At 69.4% G+C, this 22,008-nt stretch carries 20 protein-coding genes and 1 tRNA gene; 19 read left to right on the top strand and 2 right to left on the bottom strand.

Annotation, left to right across the window (positions count from 1 at the left end):
- Positions 1 to 16 precede the first annotated feature (16 nt).
- Together fmt and G510_RS0100190 are read left to right on the top strand one after the other, a co-directional pair.
- Positions 17 to 949, top strand: a complete 933-nt coding sequence (gene fmt / locus G510_RS0100195; RefSeq protein WP_029151928.1) for a methionyl-tRNA formyltransferase — start codon at positions 17 to 19, stop codon at positions 947 to 949.
- Positions 946 to 2,346 (top strand): RsmB/NOP family class I SAM-dependent RNA methyltransferase, encoded by a 1,401-nt coding sequence (locus tag G510_RS0100190; RefSeq protein WP_036321360.1) that lies wholly within the window; start codon positions 946 to 948, stop codon positions 2,344 to 2,346. Before fmt ends, G510_RS0100190 begins: the two co-directional genes overlap by 4 nt.
- Here G510_RS0100190 and G510_RS0100185 read toward each other — a convergent pair.
- Entirely contained in the window at positions 2,340 to 3,755 is a 1,416-nt protein-coding gene (locus G510_RS0100185; protein ID WP_029151926.1) for a hypothetical protein, read from the bottom strand. The genes G510_RS0100190 and G510_RS0100185 overlap by 7 nt on opposite strands.
- A 44-nt stretch (positions 3,756 to 3,799) precedes the next feature.
- Positions 3,800 to 4,591, bottom strand: coding sequence for a hypothetical protein (locus G510_RS0100180; RefSeq protein WP_029151925.1), 792 nt, complete (start codon positions 4,589 to 4,591; stop codon positions 3,800 to 3,802).
- Positions 4,592 to 5,320: 729 nt separating this feature from the next.
- Here G510_RS0100180 and rpe point away from each other — a divergent pair.
- From rpe to G510_RS0100095, 17 genes are all read left to right on the top strand, one after another.
- The gene (rpe, locus tag G510_RS0100175) at positions 5,321 to 6,016 is read left to right on the top strand and encodes a ribulose-phosphate 3-epimerase (RefSeq protein WP_029151924.1); all 696 of its coding nucleotides are present in this window, start codon (positions 5,321 to 5,323) and stop codon (positions 6,014 to 6,016) included.
- Positions 6,013 to 6,276: a phosphoribosyl-ATP diphosphatase gene (locus tag G510_RS0100170; RefSeq protein ID WP_029151923.1), complete on the top strand. Its 264-nt coding sequence runs from the start codon at positions 6,013 to 6,015 to the stop codon at positions 6,274 to 6,276. The genes rpe and G510_RS0100170 overlap by 4 nt, the downstream gene beginning before the upstream one ends.
- Before the next feature lie 41 nt (positions 6,277 to 6,317).
- Positions 6,318 to 7,160 (top strand): ATP phosphoribosyltransferase, encoded by an 843-nt coding sequence (gene hisG / locus G510_RS0100165; RefSeq protein WP_029151922.1) that lies wholly within the window; start codon positions 6,318 to 6,320, stop codon positions 7,158 to 7,160.
- Positions 7,161 to 7,167: 7 nt separating this feature from the next.
- A complete protein-coding gene (hisF, locus tag G510_RS0100160; RefSeq protein ID WP_029151921.1) occupies positions 7,168 to 7,959 on the top strand; it encodes an imidazole glycerol phosphate synthase subunit HisF in 792 nt (263 codons plus the stop codon).
- On the top strand, positions 7,956 to 8,315 hold the full coding sequence (hisI, locus tag G510_RS0100155) for a phosphoribosyl-AMP cyclohydrolase (RefSeq protein ID WP_029151920.1): 360 nt from the start codon (positions 7,956 to 7,958) through the stop codon (positions 8,313 to 8,315). Before hisF ends, hisI begins: the two co-directional genes overlap by 4 nt.
- A complete protein-coding gene (locus G510_RS0100150) occupies positions 8,278 to 8,937 on the top strand; it encodes a Trp biosynthesis-associated membrane protein (protein ID WP_051216076.1) in 660 nt (219 codons plus the stop codon). The genes hisI and G510_RS0100150 overlap by 38 nt, the downstream gene beginning before the upstream one ends.
- 58 nt (positions 8,938 to 8,995) lie before the next feature.
- Positions 8,996 to 9,226, top strand: a complete 231-nt coding sequence (locus tag G510_RS0100145; RefSeq protein ID WP_029151918.1) for a DUF6704 family protein — start codon at positions 8,996 to 8,998, stop codon at positions 9,224 to 9,226.
- Positions 9,226 to 10,014 (top strand): indole-3-glycerol phosphate synthase TrpC, encoded by a 789-nt coding sequence (trpC, locus tag G510_RS0100140; RefSeq protein ID WP_036321357.1) that lies wholly within the window; start codon positions 9,226 to 9,228, stop codon positions 10,012 to 10,014. The genes G510_RS0100145 and trpC overlap by 1 nt, the downstream gene beginning before the upstream one ends.
- A complete protein-coding gene (trpB, locus tag G510_RS0100135; RefSeq protein ID WP_029151916.1) occupies positions 10,014 to 11,225 on the top strand; it encodes a tryptophan synthase subunit beta in 1,212 nt (403 codons plus the stop codon). Before trpC ends, trpB begins: the two co-directional genes overlap by 1 nt.
- Complete coding sequence (gene trpA, locus G510_RS0100130) at positions 11,222 to 12,007, top strand: tryptophan synthase subunit alpha (protein ID WP_029151915.1); 786 nt, start codon at positions 11,222 to 11,224, stop codon at positions 12,005 to 12,007. Before trpB ends, trpA begins: the two co-directional genes overlap by 4 nt.
- Before the next feature lie 48 nt (positions 12,008 to 12,055).
- The gene (lgt, locus tag G510_RS0100125) at positions 12,056 to 13,060 is read left to right on the top strand and encodes a prolipoprotein diacylglyceryl transferase (RefSeq protein WP_084644126.1); all 1,005 of its coding nucleotides are present in this window, start codon (positions 12,056 to 12,058) and stop codon (positions 13,058 to 13,060) included.
- A 117-nt stretch (positions 13,061 to 13,177) separates the two neighbouring features.
- Positions 13,178 to 17,752, top strand: a complete 4,575-nt coding sequence (gltB, locus tag G510_RS0100120) for a glutamate synthase large subunit (RefSeq protein ID WP_029151913.1) — start codon at positions 13,178 to 13,180, stop codon at positions 17,750 to 17,752.
- On the top strand, positions 17,745 to 19,202 hold the full coding sequence (locus G510_RS0100115) for a glutamate synthase subunit beta (protein ID WP_029151912.1): 1,458 nt from the start codon (positions 17,745 to 17,747) through the stop codon (positions 19,200 to 19,202). Before gltB ends, G510_RS0100115 begins: the two co-directional genes overlap by 8 nt.
- Before the next feature lie 165 nt (positions 19,203 to 19,367).
- On the top strand, positions 19,368 to 20,810 hold the full coding sequence (gene pyk, locus G510_RS0100110; protein ID WP_029151911.1) for a pyruvate kinase: 1,443 nt from the start codon (positions 19,368 to 19,370) through the stop codon (positions 20,808 to 20,810).
- A gap of 45 nt (positions 20,811 to 20,855) precedes the next feature.
- Positions 20,856 to 20,938 (top strand) — tRNA-Leu (locus tag G510_RS0100105).
- Positions 20,939 to 20,966: 28 nt separating this feature from the next.
- Entirely contained in the window at positions 20,967 to 21,290 is a 324-nt protein-coding gene (locus G510_RS0100100) for an L-rhamnose mutarotase (RefSeq protein WP_029151910.1), read from the top strand.
- A 69-nt stretch (positions 21,291 to 21,359) separates the two neighbouring features.
- The gene (locus tag G510_RS0100095; protein WP_029151909.1) at positions 21,360 to 21,974 is read left to right on the top strand and encodes an ANTAR domain-containing response regulator; all 615 of its coding nucleotides are present in this window, start codon (positions 21,360 to 21,362) and stop codon (positions 21,972 to 21,974) included.
- The last annotated feature ends 34 nt before the right edge of the window (positions 21,975 to 22,008 follow it).

Raw genomic sequence — 22,008 nt, 5'->3', positions numbered from 1 at the left:
TGAGGACACCGACACCATGCCGCACCCCACCGTCCCTCCGCGGATCGTCTTCGCGGGCACGCCCGACGCCGCGGTGCCCTCGCTCGTCGCGCTCGTCTCCTCGGGCGTTGATGTCGTCGGCGTCGTGACACGGCCCGACGCGCCGCTCGGCCGAAAGCGCGTCATCACACCGTCGCCCGTTGCACGCAAGGCCGAGGAACTCGGCCTTCCGGTCGTCAAGGCGGCGCGCCTCGACGACGACGCCACGGCGCAGATCCTTGCGTTCGAGCCCGACCTCGGGGTCATCGTCGCGTACGGCGGCCTGGTGCGGGATCCACTGCTGACGGCGCCGGAGCACGGCTGGATCAACCTGCACTTCTCGCTGCTGCCGAAGTGGCGCGGCGCGGCTCCCGTGCAGCGGGCGCTCATCGCGGGCGACGAGGTCACGGGTGCGGCGGTGTTCCAGCTCGTGAGCGCGCTCGATGCGGGCGACGTCTTCGATCAACTGACCTATCGGCCGGGCGCCGACGAAACGGCGGGCGAGGTCCTCGCCGCCCTCGCTGACTCGGGCGCGCAACTGCTCGCCGACGTCGTCGACCGCATCGCCGACGGCACGGCCGAAGCCCGGCCCCAACAGGGCGAGGAGTCGCTCGCGCCGAAGCTCGCGATCGACGACGGCCTGCTCGACTTCTCGCGCCCCGCTGACGAGGTGCTCGCCCGTTTCCGCGGCGTCACGCCCGAGCCCGGGGCGCACACGCGGCTCGCCGGGGAGCGGTTCAAGATCCATTCGGCGACGCGCGGTGAGGGAGCGCTTGCGCCGGGCGCGGTCGCTCCCGCTCAGGGCGGCGTGTTGGTCGGAACCGCGAGCGACGCGATATTCGTCGATCGCGTACAGCCCGCCGGTAAGCCGGCGATGGCGGCCGACGCCTGGTACCGCGGCCTGCGCGGCGATGTGGAGCTCGGATCATGAGCGGCCGCCCCGACCCGCGTCGGCGCCGCGATGCGCCCCCGACGATCGTGCAGCGCTCCCGTGAGGTCGCGTTCGCCGTCATGCACGCTGTCGATGCCGACGACGCGTATGCGAACCTCCTCCTGCCGATCGAGATCGATCGCGCAGGGCTCTCGCCGGCCGATGCGGCTCTCGCGACCGAGCTCACCTACGGCACGCTGCGCGGCCGCGGCATGTACGACGCCATCATCCGGATTGCCGCGGGCCGCGAGCTCGACGAGATCGACCACGGCGTGCTCGACGCACTCCGGCTCGGCGCCCACCAGCTGCTCGCGACGCGCGTTGCGCCGCACGCCGCCGTCAACGAATCGGTCGAGCTGGCGCGCCGGTCGTCGGGCCGGAGCGCGACGGGCTTCGCGAACGCGGTACTTCGGCGCATCTCGCGCAACGACCTCGACGGCTGGCTCGACCAGGTCAGGGCCCTCGCCCGCAGCGATGACGAGGCGATCGGCTGGACGAGCTCGCACCCCGTGTGGATCGTGCGCGCCATGCGCCGCGGCCTGCGGGCCGAGGGGCGCGAGCACGAGCTGGAGGAGCTGCTCGCCGCCGACAACGCCTCGCCGTCGGTCACGATGGCGGCCCTGACGGGCCTTGCCGAGCCGCGCAGCCCGCGCACGCGCTTCTCGCCGATCGGCTTCCGGGCGCCGTCCGGCGATCCGGAGCCCCTCGTTCGTTCCTCGGGCGGCGCGATGCGGGTGCAGGACGAGGGATCCCAGCTCGTTGCGCTCGCGCTCGCTCGCCGGGCGCCCGTCGCGGGGGAGCGGTGGCTCGACCTCTGCGCCGGCCCCGGGGGAAAGACCGCCGTCCTGGCGGCGGAGGCCCGGAACGCGTCGGCGCTGCTCGAGGCGAACGAGTTGATCCCGGCGCGTGCCGGTCTCGTGCGCCGCGCGCTGGAGGCGATCCCCGAGCCCGTCGAGGTGCACGAGCGCGATGGCCGTGAGCTCGCGAGCGAGAACGCGGGCGCGTTCGACCGGATTCTCGTCGACGCCCCCTGCACGGGCCTCGGCGCGCTGCGCCGGCGTCCCGAGGCTCGCTGGCGTAAATCGCCGCAGGACGTCACCGACCTGGTCGACGTGCAGACGGGCCTGCTCGACCGCGCGATCGACGCGCTGAAGCCGGGCGGCGTCGTCGCCTACGTCACGTGCTCGCCGCACCCGGCCGAGACGACCGGTGTCGTGCGCGCGATCCTGGACCGTCGAGACGACGTCACGCTGCTCGATGCCGCCGCGTCCCTGCAGGCGGTCGCACGCGAACCGCTCGACCTCGCCGAGCGCTCCGACGGGCTGACGACCGCGCAGCTCTGGCCGCACCGCCACGGCACCGACGCGATGTTCCTGGCGCTGATCGAGCGTCAATAGCCCCAGGTGACCGGCAGGTCGGGATCCGCGAAGTCGACCGACGGGCTCGCGAGGTACGGGCCGCCGTAGATCTGATCCCGGCCGGCGCCCGAGGCCCCCGACCAGTCTCCCGTGAATACCACCTCGGCGGAGAAGAACGCATCCTCCATGACGAGCGGTGCGGATGACGACGCGGTCGGCTCGAGCGCATCGATCTCCGCCCAGGACTCCTCGCTGATCGTGCGCTCGATCGTGCCGTCGATGAGCGAATTGCCGCCCTGCAGCCCCGGCGTCACCGCGAGCTCGCAGCCGGCGTCGAGCGCCGTCGATGACAGGCATTCCTCGGCGGAGGTGCGGGCCCGACTGCGGAACTGAGCAAGCCCCTCGTCCGTGAGCGTTGGTTCATGTTCGCGCGTGTAGGCGTACGCGAACCCGGTGGTCGCGATGATCGGTGCGCCCGCGAGTTCGACGTATTCGGCCGACGTCGCGAGCTCGTACACGCCCGGCACAACCGAATAGATCGAGCCCGAGCCCGTCGCGGCGACCGTTCCGTTGACCGCGATCTCCATGTCGCCGAACCCGCCGTCGAACGTGAGGAGGGGCAGGTCGAGGTCGACCGCACCCTCCGTGGAGTCGCGATCGATCGTGTCGATGCCGATCTCATAGACGAAGGCCTGATCGCCGAGCCGGTAGGCGATCTCGACGTCCTGAATGCCCGCGGAATCATCGGTTCCGATGGCGGTGACGGACGTCTCCGAGAGCGGATGGCGCTCGAGCATCTCCGCCAGGACCGCGTCGGTGATCAGCGCGGCATCGCCCATGAGCGTGCTGCCGATCAGGCTCTGGAGCGCGGCGCCGTCGGCCGTGCGGATCGCCTCGACGAAGTCGTTGCCGACCTCGATCGCCCGCTCCGCGGGAGCAGCCTCCTCGATGACGTCGGCGGGCACCGCCTGGGGCTCATCGTTCGGCGTCGTGGCGTTGAACGAGGTGAATACCCCGTATCCGACGCCCGCGATCACGAGCACGGCGACCGCGACGATGATCGTCGTGCGGATGCCCGTGCCGGAACGGTGGGCGCTTCGGGGCCGCTTCCGGTTCGCGAGCTCCGTCTGCGGGCGGGAGCGAGCCTTCTTCTGACGCGGCTGCGACGGTCGCGGCGCGCCGATCGGGTGCGCTGGCGTCATCGACGCGTGCGTCGTGCGCGGCTCGTGCCGCGGCTGCTCGGTGGCGGTCTCGTCTGCCTGTTTCTGCTCGACCGGCGTATGTTCCGCGGGGGCCTGCCCGGTAGCAGCCTCGCTGCGCCACGGCATGGATCGCCCGGGCGACGCCTGCGTGCTCGGCCGCTGCGCCCAGGGAAAGTTCGACGCGTCGCCGTCGTGAGATTCGTCGTCAGAGGCGCCGTCGAGCTTCTGCCACGGAAAGTTCGTCATTCCGCGCCTCCTATGCGTCGCGGCTCAGTGGGCCGCTGGGGTTGTCAATCGACACTCTCCCACGTCACGCGTGCGCTCCCGGTACCGAAATCGACGTTGGGGTAGCCGAAGAATTCCATCCCGGAGCATTCGACACCGCCGTCGCACGTCGCTTCGTACTCCGCGCCGACCGTGGTGATCTCGCGCAGCCGGTCCTGATCGCCCATGACCGGTCGCGGTTCGAAGTCGAGATCGCTGAACTCCTCGTCGAGATGCCGCGCGACGGTGCCGTCGACGGCCCCGTCGTCGGCCGCGGATCCGCCGGCTCGCGCGCACTCGCTATCGCCGTTCGTCGACGAGACGCACGCGTCGATCGAGGCCATCACCGCCTCCGTGAATGCCGACTGCCCCGACGCCGACACGCCGAGGTCGATGTAGGCATCGTCGCCGAGGGGAAAGGTCACGACGGCGACGTCGGATCCGTCCTCGGACGACGTACCCGCGCCGATCCCGGGCATCGTGACGAGCGACAGGTGCGGAGAATCGGGGAAGGCGACTTCGTACTCGCCGGGGAAGGCCAACACCTGCGCATCCACCTCTACGGGCTCGCCGTAGACGGTCGGCCGCAGCCCCTCGAACATCGTCGAGGGAAACATCATCGAGCGCGAGTCGAGGCGCACGCTCCACCCGTCATCGGACGAGGCGTGGTTCCAGAGGTCGACGGTGGTGGTGGTGTCCTCGCCTCTGAGCAGGTACGTGACGTCGGCGGTCGCGTGGAAGCGGTAGTCGGGGTCGAAGTCGACGCTCGCGACCGTGATCTCGTCGATGGGTGCGCGGTCTTGCGCGGCCGCCAGCACGTCGTCGGTGAGAAGCGACCCGTCCGCGTCCTCGAGATCGCTGGGGTCGACATAGGTCAGCGCGCGCCGCGTCCGCCTCCATGATCGCGTCGAAATACCCGCTCACCGTGTCGGTGAGCTGCTGGCGCAGGTCGCCCTCTTCCTCCGCCGTGCGCTCGTAGGTTGGCGCATCGTCGTCACCAAGCGAGTTCACGATTCCGGTGATCACGCTGCCCCCGACGAGAACGAGGGCGACGCCCATTCCGACCTTCGTTCCGGTCGAGGACTTCTTGGCCGGCGAGCGCTTCGCCGCCGAGGCACCCCTCGGGGCCGGCGACGCCGGCGTCATCGACCGCGCCGCTCTCTTCTTGCGCGACTTCTTCTTCTCCCGCTGCGGGGGTGCGGCCGGCGCGGGCACAGCGTGTTCCGGTGAAGCGGCTTCGGGCGGATACGCGGGCGGAGTCTGGGGCGCTTCGGGCACTTCCTGTGCCGGCTCGCGCGGGGGATCGGGTTGCGGAGCGGCTTCGTGCGGCTCAGGATCCTGCGACTCAGGGGCAGGGGCAGGGGCAACGGGCGGCTCGGGCTCGCCGAGCGCGTCGTCTTCTGCGTCGCGCTGCCACGGCATGCCGGACCGGCGCCACGTGCGCCGCTCGCGGTCCGGATCCTTCTGCCACGGGAAATCTCCCATCCGACATTCCCCCTCGCTATCGGATGCCGATCCATTATCGCGTGGACCGGGATAATGAGAGGGTGACGCTTCCCGACGCCCCCCGCATCAACCCGAGCATTCTCTCCGCCGACTTCGTGAACATGCAGCGTGACCTCGAGCGCATCTCCGGCGCCGACCTCGTGCACGTCGACGTCATGGACAACCACTTCGTGCCGAACCTGACGTTCGGGCCGCAGATGGTCGAGCGCGTGCAGGCGACGAGCCCCCTCCCGCTCGACGTGCACCTCATGATCTCGGACGCCGACCGATGGGCCCCCGGCTACGCCGAGATCGGCGCCGCCTCGGTCACGTTCCATCTCGAGGCCGCCCGCGAGCCGGTCGCTCTCGCACGGCGCCTGAGGCAGATCGGCGCGCGCGCGGGCGTGGCCGTGAAGCCCGACACTCCCGTCGAGGGCATGTTCGAGCACCTCGACGAGTTCGATCAGATCCTCGTGATGACGGTCGAGCCGGGGTTCGGCGGGCAGAGCTTCCGCACCGACATGATGCCGAAGCTGCGCGCCCTCAAGAACGAGGCGGCGCGCCGCGGTTCCGAGGTGTGGCTGCAGGTGGACGGGGGCATCTCGCTCGACACGATCGCGCAGGCCGCCGAGGCGGGCGCCGATACGTTCGTGGCCGGATCCGCGGTGTTCGGCGCGGCGGACATCGATCAGCGAATCGGCCAGCTGAGAGCCCTTGCGGCTCGGCACTCCCACGGAGCGGATAGCCTGGACTCGTGAAATCGTTCGAGGACCTGTTCGCCGAGCTGAGCGACAAGGCCGCCACCCGTCCCGCCGGATCCGGCACCGTCGAGGAGCTCGACGCCGGCGTGCACTTCATCGGCAAGAAGATCGTCGAGGAGGCCGCCGAGGTGTGGATGGCCTCGGAGTACGAGACCGACGAGGCGGCCGCCGAGGAGATGTCGCAGCTGCTCTACCACCTGCAGGTGATGATGATCGCCAAGGGCCTCACGCTCGAAGACGTCTACCGACATCTCTGATCCGTCGCCGACGCAACCGACCCGATCAGAAAGACCTCACCGTGCTACGCATCGCCATCCCCAATAAAGGCTCGCTGTCCGAGACCGCCGTTCAGATGCTCTCGGAGGCCGGCTACGCCACGCGCCGCGACTCCAAAACGCTGCACCTCGTAGACGAGGCCAACGGCGTTGAATTCTTCTACCTGCGCCCGCGTGACATCGCGACCTACGTGGCACACGGAGCGCTCGACGTGGGGCTCACCGGGCGCGACCTGCTGCGCGACGTCTGCCTGCCGGACGCGCGCGAGATCGAACCGCTGGGCTTCGCCCGGTCGACCTTCCGCTTCGCCGCCCCCGCCGGCCGCTTCTCGTCCATCGAACAGCTCGACGGCAAGCGCATCGCGACCAGCTACGCGGGACTCGTGGAGTCGTTCCTCACCAGCCAGGGCATCTCCGTCGAGGTCGTGCCGCTGAACGGCGCCGTCGAATCGGCCGTGCAGCTCGGCGTGGCCGATGCGATCGCCGACGTCGTCGAGACGGGCACGACCCTGCGGCAGGCGGGCCTCGAGATCTTCGGGCCCGTGATGCTCGAATCCGAGGCCGTGCTCATTCAGGGCCCGAGCGAGCCGGCCGGCATCGACCGGCTGCTGCGCCGCCTGCGCGGCGTGCTCGTCGCGCGGCGCTACGTGATGCTTGACTACGACCTCCCCGCCGAGCACGTGCAGCAGGCGACCGAGGTCGCCGCGGGCATGCAGTCGCCGACGGTCTCGCCGCTGCAGCGCCCCGGGTGGGTCGCCGTGCGGGTGATGATCCCGCGCCGCGATGCCAACCGGATCATGGACGACCTGTACGCGATCGGCGCGCGCGCGCTGATCGTGACGGCGATCGACAACGCCCGCCTGTGAGCCCCGCATGACGAACGAGCAGACGACGGCCGCCGATCTCGGCGTCGCAACGCGCGTGATCCCCTGCCTCGACGTCCAGGGCGGCAAGGTCGTCAAGGGCGTCAACTTCGAGAACCTCCGCGAGATGGGTGATCCCGTCGAACTCGCCCGCGACTACTACGAGCAGGGCGCCGACGAGCTCACCTTCCTCGACGTGGGCGCATCGGTCGAGCAACGGGACACGATGTACGACGTCGTGCGCCGCACGGCCGAGCAGGTCTTCATCCCGCTCACCGTCGGTGGGGGAGTGCGCTCGGTCGACGACGTCGCGCGATTGCAGGAGGTCGGTGCGGACAAGGTCGGCGTGAACTCCGCCGGTATCGCGCGCCCGGGCCTGCTCGACGAGATCGCCGACCGGTACGGGGCGCAGTGCCTCGTGCTCTCGCTCGACATCAAGCGATCGGCCAGGACAGCCAGCGGCTTCGTCGTGACGACCCACGGCGGCCGCCGCGAGACCGACCTCGATGCGCTCGACTGGGCGCGCGAGGCGATCGAGCGCGGCGCCGGCGAGCTCCTCGTGAACTCGATCGATGCCGACGGCACGAAGGACGGGTTCGACCTCGAACTGATCGGGCTCGTGCGCGAGCTGTCGTCCGTCCCGGTGATCGCGTCCGGCGGCGCGGGCGACGAGTCGCACTTCGCCCCGGCTGTCCGCGCGGGGGCCGACGCGGTGCTCGCCGCTACCGTGTTCCACTCCGGCCAGATCCGTATCGACGACGCGAAGCGCGCGATGCGGGAGGAAGGCATTCTCGTCAGATGACAGATCTCGATCTCAGCCTGCGCATCGCGAAGGTGCGCTTCGATGCCAACGGGCTCGTCCCTGTCGTGGTGCAGGACCACGACAGCCGCGACGTGCTCATGCTCGCGTGGATGAACATCGAGGCCCTGCGCCGCACCCTCACCGAGGGACGTGCCACGTACTGGTCGCGCAGTCGCCAGGAGTACTGGCGCAAGGGCGACACCTCGGGCCACATCCAGGTGGTGAAGGCCGCGAGCATGGACTGCGACGGCGACACGATCCTGCTCTCGGTCGAGCAGACCGGGGCCGCATGCCACACGGGCACGCGCACGTGCTTCGATGGGGCAGAGCGCGACCTCGGACCGGTCGTCGAATGACGGCGTCGTCGTGACGGCGCGTCGCGAGAGCTGGGTGTCTGGGCGCGGCCGCCTGCTGAGCGTCCTGGTCATTCTCACCGGCGGCGCGCTCGCCCTGATCTCGTCGACCCAGACCTGGGCGACGACTGAGCTGCAGGCCACCCTGCTCGAGGCGAAGGGCGCCGACGCGCTGTCATTGCTGCAGCCGCTCGCCCTCGCCGCGCTCGCCCTGTCGCTCGCCCTGGCCCTCGCGGGCCGGATCGTGCGCATGGTTCTCGCCGCGATCGCCGTTGTCCTGGGCGTCGGCCTCACCTGGATCTCCGCGGCCGTCGTGTTCGGCTCGCCCGTGACGGCCGTCGAGTCCACGGTGACGGAGCACACGGGGATCGCCGGCACCGAGGGCGTGGCATCCGTGGTCTCCGGCACCGCGATCACCGCGTGGCCCGTCATCGCGCTCGTCTGCGGTGTGGTCGTCGCCATCGGCGGCGCGTTCGCACTCGCAACCGGCCTCGCCTGGCGCCGCGGCGGCCATCGCTACGACGCGGCGGGAAGCGCGCACCAGGCGCGTTCCTCCGGCCCGCTCGACGCGGTCGATTCCTGGGACGACCTCTCGCGCGGTGACGACCCCACGGACCGGCAGTGACGCGGTCATCGCGTAGACTCGACAACGATCCCCTGGCAGCATTTCGAGGAGCATCCTTATGACGAATCCCATCGGCGACCCCGGTCACGGCCACTCACCTGCGGCGTGGACCGCGATCCTCATCATGCTGGTCGCCGTCTCGATCGGCACGGTGGCGCTGTACCTCGACCAGATCTGGCTCGTGTGGGCAGCGGGCGGCCTCGTCGTCGTCGGCCTGATCGTCGGATGGATCCTCTCGAAGGCCGGATTCGGCGTCAACGGACCCAAGTACCAGCCCAAGGGCCACTGATGTCGCTCCTCGCCGACCTCACGCTCGGGGCGGTCGAGGACGCGCAGGCTCGACGCGCGCAGCTCCCGCTCGCCGACGTCGAGCGGATCGCGGCCGAACAGTCGGCAGCGCTCGATGCCACGACGTTCCTCGCGCGCGGCGAAACGGTGCGCGTCATCGCAGAGGTCAAGCGCGCGAGCCCGTCCCGCGGCGACCTCGCGGCGATCCCGGATCCGGCGCTGCAGGCGTCGCGCTACGAGACCGGCGGCGCCAGCGCGATCAGCGTTCTCACGGAGGGGCGACGGTTCAAGGGATCCCTCGACGATCTCACGGCCGTGAAAAAGGCCGTGGGCCTTCCCGTCCTGCGCAAGGACTTCATCGCGACGACCTATCAGGTCGCCGAGGCGCGCGCCGCGGGCGCCGACCTCGTGCTCCTGATCGTCGCGGGCCTCGACCGGCCGACGATCGCCGAGCTGTTCTCGCTCACGGTCGATATGGGCATGACCCCGCTCGTCGAGGCGCACACGGCTGACGAGGTGCAGATCGCCGTCGACCTCGGCGCACCGATCATCGGCATCAACGCCCGCGACCTCAGCGACTTCTCGCTCGATCGCAACCTCTTCGAGCGGCTCGCGCCGGGAATTCCGGACAGCACGATCCGCGTCGCCGAGTCGGCCGTGGCCGTTCCGGACGACGTCGTGCATTACCGCACCGGCGGCGCCGACGTCGTGCTCATCGGCGAGGCGCTCGTCACGGGCGACCCGGTCGCGACGCTTTCGGCATTCATCTCGGCGACGGAAGGAATCTGATGTCCCTGCGCGATCAGCCCGGACCCACCTACGGCGAGTTCGGCGGCCGCTACATGCCGGAATCGCTCATCGCGGCGCTCGACGAGCTGACGCTCGCGCACTCCGAGGCGATGTCCGACCCGGCATTCCTCTCCGAGCTCGCGGGGCTCCTCACCGACTACGCCGGGCGTCCCTCGCCCGTGACCGAGGTGCCGAGGTTCGCCGAGCACGCCGGCGGCGCACGCATCCTCCTCAAGCGCGAGGACCTCAACCACACCGGCAGCCACAAGATCAACAACGTCCTGGGCCAGGCGTTGCTCACGAAGCGCCTCGGCAAGACGCGGGTGATCGCCGAGACCGGCGCCGGCCAGCACGGCGTGGCGACCGCGACCGCGGCGGCGCTGTTCGGCATGGACTGCACGATCTACATGGGCGAGGTCGACACTGAGCGGCAAGCGCCGAACGTGGCACGCATGCGCATGCTCGGCGCCGAGGTCGTCGCCGTGAAGACCGGATCGCGTACGCTCAAGGACGCCATCAACGAGGCGCTGCGCGACTGGGTCGCGAGCGTCACGACGACCAATTACATCTTCGGAACGGCGGCGGGCCCGCATCCGTTCCCGGCGCTCGTGCGCGACTTCCAGAAGGTCATCTCGGAGGAGGCGCGCGCGCAGATCCTCGAGCGCACCGGCGCCCTCCCTGACGCGGTGATCGCATGCGTCGGCGGCGGATCCAACGCCATCGGCATGTTCGACGCGTTCATCGATGACGCATCGGTGCGCCTCTACGGCGTCGAGGCGGCCGGCGACGGCGTCGACACCGAGCGGCACGCCGCATCGCTCGAGCGCGGACGTCCCGGCGTGCTGCACGGCGCGCGCACGTTCGTGCTGATGGACGAGGACGGGCAGACGGTCGAGTCGCACTCGATCTCGGCCGGCCTCGACTATCCCGGCGTCGGCCCCGAGCACGCGTGGCTCGCATCGACCGGTCGCGCCACCTACATCCCCGCCACCGACGACGAGGCGATGCAGGCGATGCGGCTGCTGACCCAGACCGAGGGCATCATTCCCGCGATCGAGTCCGCGCACGCGCTCGCGGGCGCGATCCGCATCGGCCGCGAGCTCGGCCCCGACGCGACGATCGCCGTGTGTCTGTCGGGCCGAGGCGACAAGGACATGGACACGGCCGCGACGTACTTCGGGCTGTATGACGACGAGGAGGCGACATCGTGACCTCGCGTGTCGAGCAGGCGATCGATCTCGCGGCAGCAGACGGCCGCGCCGCGTTCGTCGGCTATCTGCCGGCCGGATACCCTGACCTCCCCACCTCCATCGAGGCTGCCGTCGCGCTCGCGGAGAACGGCGCCGACGTCATCGAGCTCGGCCCGCCCTACAGCGACCCCGTCATGGACGGTCCGGTGATCCAGGAGGCGACCAACATCGCCCTCGAGGCCGGTTTCCGGACTGCCGACCTGTTCACGGTGATCCGGGAGGTCGCCGCGCGAACCGACGTCCCGGTGCTCGTGATGAGCTACTGGAACCTCATCGTGCAGTACGGCGTCGAACGCTACGCGGCCGATCTCGCAGCGGCCGGGGGAGCGGGCATCATCACGCCCGACATCACCCCCGACGCGGCGGAGGAATGGATCCGCGCGTCCGACGCGCACGGCCTCGATCGCGTCTTCCTCGCGGCGCCGAGCTCCACCGACGAGCGCCTCGCGCTCGTGTCTCAGAACTCGTCGGGCTTCGTCTACACCGTCTCCACCATGGGGATCACCGGCGAGCGCGCGTCGCTCGATGCAGCCGCCCAGCGACTCGTCGAGCGGCTGCGCGCTGCCGGCACGAAGCGCGCGTGCGTCGGCATCGGCGTCACGACCGCCGAGCACGTGGCGAGCATCGCCGAGTACGCCGACGGCGCGATCGTCGGGACCGCGCTCGTTCAAGCCCTGCGCGACGGGGGAGTCGCGGGTCTGGCGTCGAAGGCGCGCGAACTCTCCTCCGGCACGCGCCGCTGAACCTCCTCCCACGTCGAACATCAGAGAAAGCTCTAGACTTCTCCCATCATGCTGTCATTCCCTGCGCTCCCCGCGAGCATTCCGAGCCCGCCGATCTCGTCGTTCTCCTTCGGAAGCGAGTGGACGATCTTCGGTCTCACGTTCGGACCGTTCACGATCCACTACTACGCGCTGTGCATCCTGCTCGGCATCGTCGTGGCGGCCATCATCACGAACCGACGCCTCACCAAGCGCGGGGCCGAGTCGTGGGTCGTGATCGACATCGCGCTGCCCGCGGTGATCCTGGCGTTCATCGGCGCGAGGGCGTACCACGTGCTCACCCACTGGGGCTTCTACTTCAGCGGCGACCGCGAGTGGTGGAATCCGACCCAGCAGGATGCGATCTGGAACATCTGGGACGGCGGCATCGCCATCTTCGGCGCGCTGCTGGGAGGCGCGCTCGGCGCGTGGATCGGCTGCCGCTGGGCGGGGATCCGCTTCACGGCGTTCGCCGATGCGCTCGCGCCCGGCCTGATCCTCGCGCAGGCGTTCGGACGGTTCGGCAACTGGTTCAACCAGGAGCTCTTCGGGCTGCCCACCGACCTGCCGTGGGGCCTCGAGATCGATGCCGACAACTCCTCAATCCCGGCGGGCCTTCCCGAGGGCACTCTGTTCCACCCCACCTTCCTCTATGAGGTCGTGTGGAACGTGCTCGGCGCCATCGTGCTCGTCTGGCTCGGTCGCCGCGCCACTATGCAGTGGGGGCGCCTGCTCGCGGTCTACCTCATCTGGTACGGCGCCGGACGCGTGGTCTGGGAGTCGATCCGCATCGACCCGAGCGACGTGTTCCTCGGCCTGCGCACCAACGTGTGGGCGGCCCTCGCGGCCGTGATCCTCGGAATCGTCGTGCTCATCGTGCAGGCGAAGCACCACCACGGCACGGAGCCGAGCCCGTACACGCCGAAACATCTTCGTAACGCAGCCGCCGTAGAATCGGAACACGAGTTCGTCGACGTCAGCGACCCCGCGGTCACCGACGAGCCCGCTCAGCCGTCGCCACAAGCGGCGTCGTGACGATCTAGAAAGCTCTGCTGCTCCTTCGGAAGGGGCACGAGACAGGTCGCGCGACGCGCGGCCGTTGCGGGCGTACTGCCCGGCGATGCTCGTGACCTCTGATCGAAGGATGAAGCCATGTACTTTCAGCCTCCCTACGGCGCGAGCGGGGCGTATCCTCCGCAGCAGGGGATGTACAACCCGCGTTTCGAGAAGGACGCCTGCGGCCTCGCCATGGTCGCCACGCTCCGCGGAGAGCCGGGCCACGACATCGTGTCCCTCGCGCTCGAGGCGCTGCGCAACCTCGAACACCGCGGTGCCGTCGGATCCGACTCGGGAACGGGCGACGGCGCGGGCATCCTGATCCAGATGCCCGATGCGTTCTTCCGCGAAGAACTCTCTTTCGACCTTCCTCCCGCCGGCGAGTATGCGGCCGGCATCGCATTCCTTCCCACCGTTCGTCTCGAACGGGAGAAGCAGAAGCGGCAGATCGAACGGATCGCCGCGACAGAGAATCTCCACGTGCTCGGATGGCGCGAGGTGCCGGTGGATCCGGCGCACCTCGGACGCCTCGCACGGGAGGCCCAGCCCGCCATCGAGCAGCTGTTCGTCGCGAGCGCCCAAGCCGGGCACGTCGATCCGCTCCGCGGCGTCGATCTCGACCGCCGCGCGTACCGCCTGCGCAAGCGCGCCCAGCACGAGGCGGGCGCCTACTTCGTCACCATGTCCGCCCGCACCATCGGGTACAAGGGCATGGTCACCACCCTGCAGCTCGAGCCGTTCTACCTCGATCTGCGCGACGAGCGCTTCGCGTCCGAGCTGGCCATCGTGCACTCGCGCTATTCGACCAACACGTTCCCGTCGTGGCCGCTCGCGCAGCCGCTGCGCATGATGGCGCACAACGGCGAGATCAACACCATCAGCGGCAATCGCAACTGGATGCGCGCCCGCCAGTCGCAGCTCGCGAGCGAGCTGCTCGGCGACATCGAGCCGCTCCTGCCGATCTGCTCCGACGGCGAGAGCGATTCCGCCTCGTTCGACGAGGCACTCGAACTGCTCGAGCTGACGGGCCGCAGCCTGGCGCACGTCATGATGATGATGGTGCCGGAGGCCTACGAGAACAAGCCCGACCTCGACCCCGACCTGCGCAGCTTCTACGACTACAACGCGGGACAGATGGAGCCGTGGGACGGGCCCGCGGCGCTCATCGCAACCGACGGATCCCAGGTCGTCGCCACGCTCGATCGCAACGGACTGCGCCCGGGCCGGTGGACGATGACGACGGACGGCCTCATCGTGGCCGGATCCGAGACGGGCATCCTCGAGTTCCCGCCCGAGCGCATCGCGCGACGCGGGCGCCTGCGTCCCGGCGCGCTCTTCGTCGTCGACACGAACGAAGGCCGCATCATCTCCGACGAGGAGATCAAGCAGCAGGTCGCGACGAGCGCTCCGTGGCGCGACTGGCTCGACGAGGGCATCGTGCGCCTCGCCGATATGCCCGAGCGCGAGCACCTCGTGCACCCGGTCACGTCGATCCGTCGCCGCCAGCGCACGTTCGGCTACACGGAAGAAGAGCTCAGGATCCTCATCGCCCCGATGGGGCGCACGGGCGCCGAGCCGCTCGGCGCGATGGGATCCGACGCGCCGATCGCAGTGCTCAGCGGCCGACCGCGCCTGCTGTTCGACTACTTCGTGCAGCAATTCGCGCAGGTGACCAACCCGCCGCTCGACTCGATCCGCGAAGAGGTCGTCACGAGCCTCAAGATGACGCTCGGCGGCGGCAACAACCTGCTCACCTGGGGGCCGGAGCACGCCCGACTCGTCGCGCTGGACTTCCCCGTGATCGACAATGATGAGCTCGCGAAGATCCAGCACATCGGGCGCACGAACTCGCGGCACGAGGCCGTCACGATCTCGGCGCTGTACCGCGTGTCGGCGGGCGCGAAGGGCATGCAGAAGCGGCTCGATCAGATGTGCCGCGAGGCCGACCGCGCGATCGCGCAGGGCGCGAACCTCATCGTCATCAGCGACCGCGACTCGGATCAGGAGCTCGCACCGATCCCGTCCCTGCTCGCCGTCTCCGCGGTGCATCACCACCTGATCCGCCAGGAGACCCGCATGATGGTCGGTCTCGTGGCCGAGGCGGGCGATGTGCGCGAGGTGCACCACGTGGCGACGCTGCTCGGCTTCGGCGCGAGCGCCGTGAACCCCTATCTCGCGATGGAATCCGCGGAGCAGCTCGTGCGCTCGGGCGAGGCCACGGGCATCGAGCCGGAGCGGGCCGTCAAGAACCTGATCTACGCGCTCGGCAAGGGCGTGCTGAAGATCATGTCGAAGATCGGCATCTCCACCGTCTCGTCGTACGCCGGCGCGCAGGTGTTCGAGGCCGTCGGCCTGTCTCCCGCGCTCGTGGAGAAGCACTTCACCGGCACGGAGACCAAGATCGGCGGCATCGGCCTCGACGTGATCGCCGCCGAGACGGCCGCGCGTCACGCCTTCGCGTACCCGACCGACCGTGCGCCGCTCGCGCACGAGCGCCTCTGGACGGGCGGCGAGTATCAGTGGCGCCGCGACGGCGCACCGCACCTGTTCAACCCTGAGACGGTGTTCCGGCTGCAGCACTCGACGCGCACGGGCAGCTACGACGTCTTCCGGCAGTACACGAAGCTCGTCGATGACCAGGCGTCGGAGCTCAAGACGCTGCGCGGGCTGTTCGCGTTCAAGATAGGTCAGCGCGCGCCCGTGCCGCTCGACGAGGTCGAGCCCGTCGCGAGCATCGTGAAGCGGTTCTCGACGGGCGCGATGAGCTACGGATCCATCTCGCGCGAGGCCCACGAGACACTCGCGATCGCGATGAACCAGCTGGGCGGGAAGTCGAACACGGGCGAGGGCGGCGAGGATGTCGATCGGCTCCTCGACCCCGAGCGACGCAGCGCCGTCAAGCAGGTGGCCTCGGGTCGTTTCGGCGTCACGAGCATGTATCTCACGCACGCCGATGACATCCAGATCAAGCTCGCGCAAGGCGCGAAGCCGGGCGAGGGCGGGCAGCTGCCTCCTGGCAAGGTGTATCCGTGGGTGGCGCGCACGCGCCATTCCACGCCGGGCGTCGGGCTCATCTCGCCGCCGCCGCACCACGACATCTACTCGATCGAGGATCTCAAGCAGCTCATCTTCGACCTGAAGCGCGCGAACCCGCGGGCGCGGATCCACACGAAGCTCGTCAGCCAGTCGGGCATCGGCGCGGTCGCGGCCGGCGTCGCCAAGGCTCTCTCGGACGTGATCCTGATCTCGGGGCACGACGGAGGCACGGGCGCGAGCCCGCTGAACTCCTTGAAGCACGCGGGAACCCCGTGGGAGCTCGGCCTCGCCGAGACGCAGCAGACGCTCATGATCAACGGCATGCGCGACCGCGTCGTGGTGCAGGCCGACGGCCAGCTGAAGACGGGTCGAGACGTGATGATCGCCGCCCTGCTGGGCGCCGAGGAGTTCGGCTTCGCCACAGCCCCGCTGGTCGTGGAGGGCTGCATCATGATGCGCGTGTGCCACCTCGACACGTGCCCGGTCGGCGTCGCGACGCAGAACCCGGTGCTCCGTGAGCGGTTCAGCGGCAAGGCCGAGTACGTCGTCAACTTCATGCGATTCATCGCGCAGGAGGTGCGCGAGTACCTCGCCGAGCTCGGATTCCGGTCGATCGATGAGGCCGTGGGCCGCGTCGACGCCCTCGACGTGAACGCCGCGATCTCGCACTGGAAGGCGGACGGGCTCGACCTGACGCCGATCCTGCACGACATGGGCGCCTCTGACGACGCGCCCCGCTCGCACGCCCGCGCGCAGGATCACGGCATTGAAGAGCATTTCGACGTCGCGCTGATCGACGCCTCGCGCGAGGTCATCGATTCGGGGGGCGAGGTCGAGATCGACCTGCCCGTGCGCAACACCGCCCGCGCGGTGGGAACGATGCTCGGACACGAGGTCACGAAGGCGCACGGCGAGCACGGCATGACGAACGGCCGGATCCAGGTGAACCTCACGGGGTCGTCCGGGCAGTCGTTCGGCGCGTTCCTCCCGGGCGGAATCTCGCTCTCCCTCACGGGCGACGCGAACGACTACGTCGGCAAGGGGCTCTCGGGCGGCAGCATCGTCGTGCGACCGCCGCACGGCGCGAGCTTCCGGGCCGACGAGAACGTCATCGCGGGCAACGTCGTCGGCTACGGCGCGACCCAGGGATCGATGTTCCTCTCCGGCACCGTCGGCGAGCGGTTCCTGGTGCGCAACTCCGGCGCCACCGCGGTCGTCGAGGGCGCGGGCGACCACGCGCTTGAGTACATGACCGGCGGCCTGGCGGTGATCCTGGGGGAGACCGGCCGCAACCTCGGCGCCGGTATGTCAGGCGGCACGGCATACGTGTATGGCCTCGACGAGTCCCACGTCAACGCCCAGGCGCTCGCCTCGGGCGAGCTGACGCTGTCGGTGCTCGACTCGGCCGATCTCGAGATCCTCCGCGATGTCCTCGAGCGGCACCTCACCGAGACGGGGTCCGACAGGGCCCGCGCGCTGCTCGCCGACTTCACGGCGGAGTCGGGGCGATTCGTCCGTGTGCTCCCGCGCGACTACGCCGCCGTGCAGAAGGCGCGTCAAGACGCGTCCGACGAGGGGCTGGATCTCGACGGCGACGTCGTCTGGAACCGTATCCTGGAGGTGACCCGTGGCTGATCCCCGTGGTTTTCTGACCGTCACCGAGCGCGAGTTTCCCGCGAAGCGCCCTGTGCCGGTGCGCATCATGGACTTCGCCGAGGTCTACGAGAAGCGCGACTCGGGCATGCTCACCCGGCAGGCCGGGCGCTGCATGGACTGCGGCGTGCCGTTCTGCCACCAGGGGTGCCCTCTCGGCAACCTCATCCCGGAGTGGAACGACCTCGTCCGGCGGGGCGAGGGGCACGCCGCGATCGAGCGGCTGCACGCGACCAACAACTTCCCGGAGCTCACCGGTCGCCTGTGCCCCGCGCCCTGCGAGAGCGCCTGCGTGCTGGGCATCAACCAGCCCGCCGTGACGATCAAGCAGGTCGAGGTCTCGATCATCGACGAAGCGATGGAGAAGGGCTGGGTCGAGCCGAAGCCGCCGACGCGCCTCACCGGCAAGACGGTCGCGATCGTCGGATCCGGCCCGGCGGGCCTCGCCGCCGCGCAGCAGCTCACGCGCGCGGGGCACACGGTCGCCGTGTACGAGCGCGACGACCGCATCGGCGGGCTCGCGCGGTACGGGATCCCCGACTTCAAGATGGAGAAGGTCACCCTCGACCAGCGTCTCGAGCAGATGCGCGCCGAGGGAACGCGCTTCCGCCCCGGCGTCGTGATCGGCACGGACATCGGCTGGGAGGAGCTGCGGCAGCGCTACGACGCCGTCGTGATCGCGACCGGCGCAACCGTGCCGCGCGAGCTCTCGCTGCCCGGGCACGACCTGGGCGGGATCCATGTCGCCATGGACTATCTCGTCGAGTCCAACCGTGTGGTCGCCGGCGACGATGTGCGGTCGCAGATCTCCGCGGCCGGCAAGCACGTCGTCGTCATCGGCGGCGGCGACACGGGCGCCGACTGCATCGGCACGGCGCACCGTCAGGGCGCCGCGAGTGTGACGAACCTCGCGATCGGCCGACGCCCGGGGGACACGCGCCCGGATCACCAGCCGTGGCCGACCGATCCGACGGTGTTCGAGGTCTCGAGCGCGCACGAGGAGGGCGGCGAACGCCGGTTCCTCGCCTCGACGGTCGAGTTCGTCGGCGACGACGCGGGCCGCGTCACGGCGCTGCGCGTCGCGGAGACCGAGTACGTCGGCGACCGGCGCGTGCCGAAGGCCGGCACGGAGCACGAGATCCCCGCGGACCTGGTGCTGATCGCGATGGGGTTCACCGGACCCGAGCGCGACAGCCTCGAGGACCAGCTCGGCATGCGCTTCACGGATCGCGGCGCGATCGACCGCGATGACCGCTACGAGACCTCACAGCCGGGCGTTTTCGTCGCGGGCGACGCCGGGCGCGGCCAGTCGCTCATCGTCTGGGCGATCGCGGAGGGCCGCTCGGCCGCCGCGCGCGTCGATGAGCACCTGATGGGCGAGACTCTCCTGCCCGCACCCGTGCGTCCGACCGACGTCGGAATGCACGTGTGACCGCGTCGGGGGCCGGTGCTTCGAGGTCGGCCCCCGAAGCGAGTAGTCTGAACAGAGCGTTCAAGCAGGATTCCGAGCGGCGGCACGTGCGGTGTCGCATGCATTCGGCGGAACGCATCTCCATAGCCACGGGCAGGCATGCCCAGCAGTGCGGAAGGCAATTTTGTGAGAAGAGCCAAGATCGTCGCGACCCTCGGGCCGGCGACCTCGACCAAAGAAACCGTCCGGGAGCTGATCGACGCGGGTCTCGACGTCGCTCGATTCAATCTCAGCCACGGCGACTACTCCGTTCACGACCAGAACTTCGTGAACGTGCGCAGCGCGGCCGAGGAGGCGGGGCGCCCCGTCGCGATCCTCGCCGATCTCCAGGGACCGAAGATCCGTCTCGCGACGTTCGCGAACGGCCCCCACGATCTCGCCGAGGGCGACATCTTCAAGATCACGATGGAGGACGTCGAGGGCACGAAGGAGCTCGTCGGCACCACCTACAAGGGCCTCGCAGACGATGTCGCCCCCGGTGACTTCCTGCTGATCGACGACGGCAAGGTGCGCGTCCGGGTCCTCGAGACCGACGGCACGGTCGTCACGACCGAGGTCGTCGTGGGCGGCCCCGTCAGCAACAACAAGGGCATCAACCTGCCCGGCGTCGCCGTCAACGTGCCGGCGCTGAGCGAGAAGGATGAAAACGACCTGCGTTGGGCGCTCCGCAAGGGAGCCGACATCATCGCGCTGTCGTTCGTCCGCAGCGCCAAGGACGTGCAGCGCGCCCACGTGATCATGGCGGAGGAGGAGCGCCGCGTTCCGATCATCGCGAAGATCGAGAAGCCGCAGGCAGTCGACGTTCTCGAGGAGATCGTCGAGGCGTTCGACGGCATCATGGTCGCGCGCGGCGACCTCGGCGTCGAGCTGCCGCTCGAGGCCGTGCCGATCGTGCAGAAGAACGCGATCAGCATCGCCCGCCGCCTCGCCAAGCCCGTCATCGTCGCGACGCAGATGCTCGAGTCGATGATTCAGAGCCCCGTGCCCACGCGCGCCGAGACGAGCGACGTCGCCAACGCGGTGCTCGACGGCGCCGACGCGGTCATGCTGTCGGGCGAGACGAGCGTCGGCAAGTATCCGACCGTCACGGTGCAGACGATGGCTCGCATCGTCGAGTCGACCGAGGATCACGGCCTCGACCGGATCGATGCGCTCACCACGAAGCCGCGCACCCAGGGCGGCGCGCTGACGGTTGCGGCCGTCGAGGTCGCCGACTTCGTCGACGCGAAGTTCCTGTGCATCTTCACGCAGACGGGCGACTCGGCTCGTCGCATGTCGCGCCTGCGCCCCGCGCGGCCGATGATCGCGTTCACGATCGAGGAGGAGACCCGTCGTCGCATGCAGCTGACGTGGGGGATCCGCTCCGCGATCGTGCCGCTCGTCGAGCACACCGACCGCATGTTCCTCCAGGTCGACGAGTACCTGCTCGGAAACGAGCTCGCGCGCGTCGGCGACAAGGTGATCGTGATCTCGGGATCCCCTCCCGGAATCGCGGGATCGACGAACGACCTGCGCGTGCACCGCGTGGGCGACGCGATCCACGGTGCCGCGCCCGCCTACGAGAAGTAGGAAGGCGCAGCACGCGGACGGCGATCCCCTAGGATTGTCGTCTGGGCCGGTGTGGCGGAACGGTAGACGCGACGCACTCAAAATGCGTTGTCCGCAAGGGCGTGTGGGTTCGAATCCCACCACCGGCACAATATGTCTTCGTGGCAGAGTAGAGCCATGAAGCGCATCGCATCAGTCATCGGACTCGCGGCGGAGCATCGCGAGGAGTACGAGGCCTATCACGCCGCCGTGTGGCCGGAGGTGCTGCAGACGATCAGCGACTGCAACATCCGCAACTACTCGATCTTTCGGTACGGCGACCTCCTGTTCTCGTACTTCGAGTACGTCGGCGACGACTACGACGCCGACATGGCGAAGATGGCCGCGGATCCCGCGACGCAGAAATGGTGGTCGGTTCAGGAGCCTCTGCAGACCCGGCTGCCGGGCACGCCGGAGGAAGAGCAGTGGCTCCCGATCGCCGAGGTCTTCCACCACGATTGAGCACCCGAACGGGCGTGTCTTACGACTCGCTGAAGACGATCCGGCGCACCCGGTCATAGGATGGACGATGTGAGCGAAGAGCAGAGCGAGAACGCGCAGACCGCACCGCGCCGAGTGGTGGTTGCCGAGGACGAGTCCCTGATCCGTATGGACATCGTCGAGATCCTTCGGGATAACGGCTTCGAGGTCGTCGGCGAGGCCGGCGACGGCGAAACGGCGGTGCAGTTGGCGACGGAGCTTCGTCCCGACCTCGTCGTGATGGACGTGAAGATGCCGCAGCTGGACGGCATCACGGCCGCCGAGCAGCTGAGCCGCGATAACATCGCGCCCGTCGTCCTGCTGACGGCGTTCAGCCAGAAGGAGCTCGTCGAGCGCGCAACGGAGGCGGGCGCCCTCGCTTACGTCGTCAAGCCGTTCACGCCGAACGACCTGCTGCCGGCCATCGAGATCGCCCTGGCCCGCCACGAGCAGATCATCACGCTCGAGGCCGAGGTCGCCGATCTCGTCGAGCGCTTCGAGACCCGCAAGCTCGTCGATCGCGCGAAGGGCCTGCTCAACGAGAAGATGGGCCTCGCCGAGCCCGAGGCGTTCCGCTGGATCCAGAAGGCGTCGATGGATCGCCGCCTCACGATGCAGGACGTCGCGAAGGCCATCATCGAGCAGCTCGCTCCGAAGAAGGACTGACAGACTCTTCGAACAGAATCGGCGGTCCCCTCGA

The organism is Microbacterium gubbeenense DSM 15944, from assembly GCF_000422745.1.
Classification (GTDB): Bacteria; Actinomycetota; Actinomycetes; order Actinomycetales; family Microbacteriaceae; genus Microbacterium; species Microbacterium gubbeenense.
Note: the sequence above shows the minus strand (reverse complement) of the source record. Positions and strands in the feature narration are given on the sequence as shown.

Excerpts from the sequence above, each read along its gene's own strand:
- gltB (WP_029151913.1), top strand. The coding sequence starts at position 13,178 with ATGTACTTTCAGCCTCCCTACGGCGCGAGCGGGGCGTATCCTCCGCAG.
- G510_RS0100190 (WP_036321360.1), top strand. The coding sequence starts at position 946 with ATGAGCGGCCGCCCCGACCCGCGTCGGCGCCGCGATGCGCCCCCGACG.
- G510_RS0100100 (WP_029151910.1), top strand. The coding sequence starts at position 20,967 with ATGAAGCGCATCGCATCAGTCATCGGACTCGCGGCGGAGCATCGCGAG.
- fmt (WP_029151928.1), top strand. The coding sequence starts at position 17 with ATGCCGCACCCCACCGTCCCTCCGCGGATCGTCTTCGCGGGCACGCCC.
- lgt (WP_084644126.1), top strand. The coding sequence starts at position 12,056 with ATGCTGTCATTCCCTGCGCTCCCCGCGAGCATTCCGAGCCCGCCGATC.
- hisI (WP_029151920.1), top strand. The coding sequence starts at position 7,956 with ATGACAGATCTCGATCTCAGCCTGCGCATCGCGAAGGTGCGCTTCGAT.
- hisF (WP_029151921.1), top strand. The coding sequence starts at position 7,168 with ATGACGAACGAGCAGACGACGGCCGCCGATCTCGGCGTCGCAACGCGC.
- G510_RS0100150 (WP_051216076.1), top strand. The coding sequence starts at position 8,278 with ATGGGGCAGAGCGCGACCTCGGACCGGTCGTCGAATGACGGCGTCGTC.
- trpC (WP_036321357.1), top strand. The coding sequence starts at position 9,226 with ATGTCGCTCCTCGCCGACCTCACGCTCGGGGCGGTCGAGGACGCGCAG.
- G510_RS0100185 (WP_029151926.1), bottom strand. The coding sequence starts at position 3,755 with ATGACGAACTTTCCGTGGCAGAAGCTCGACGGCGCCTCTGACGACGAA.
- G510_RS0100145 (WP_029151918.1), top strand. The coding sequence starts at position 8,996 with ATGACGAATCCCATCGGCGACCCCGGTCACGGCCACTCACCTGCGGCG.
- trpB (WP_029151916.1), top strand. The coding sequence starts at position 10,014 with ATGTCCCTGCGCGATCAGCCCGGACCCACCTACGGCGAGTTCGGCGGC.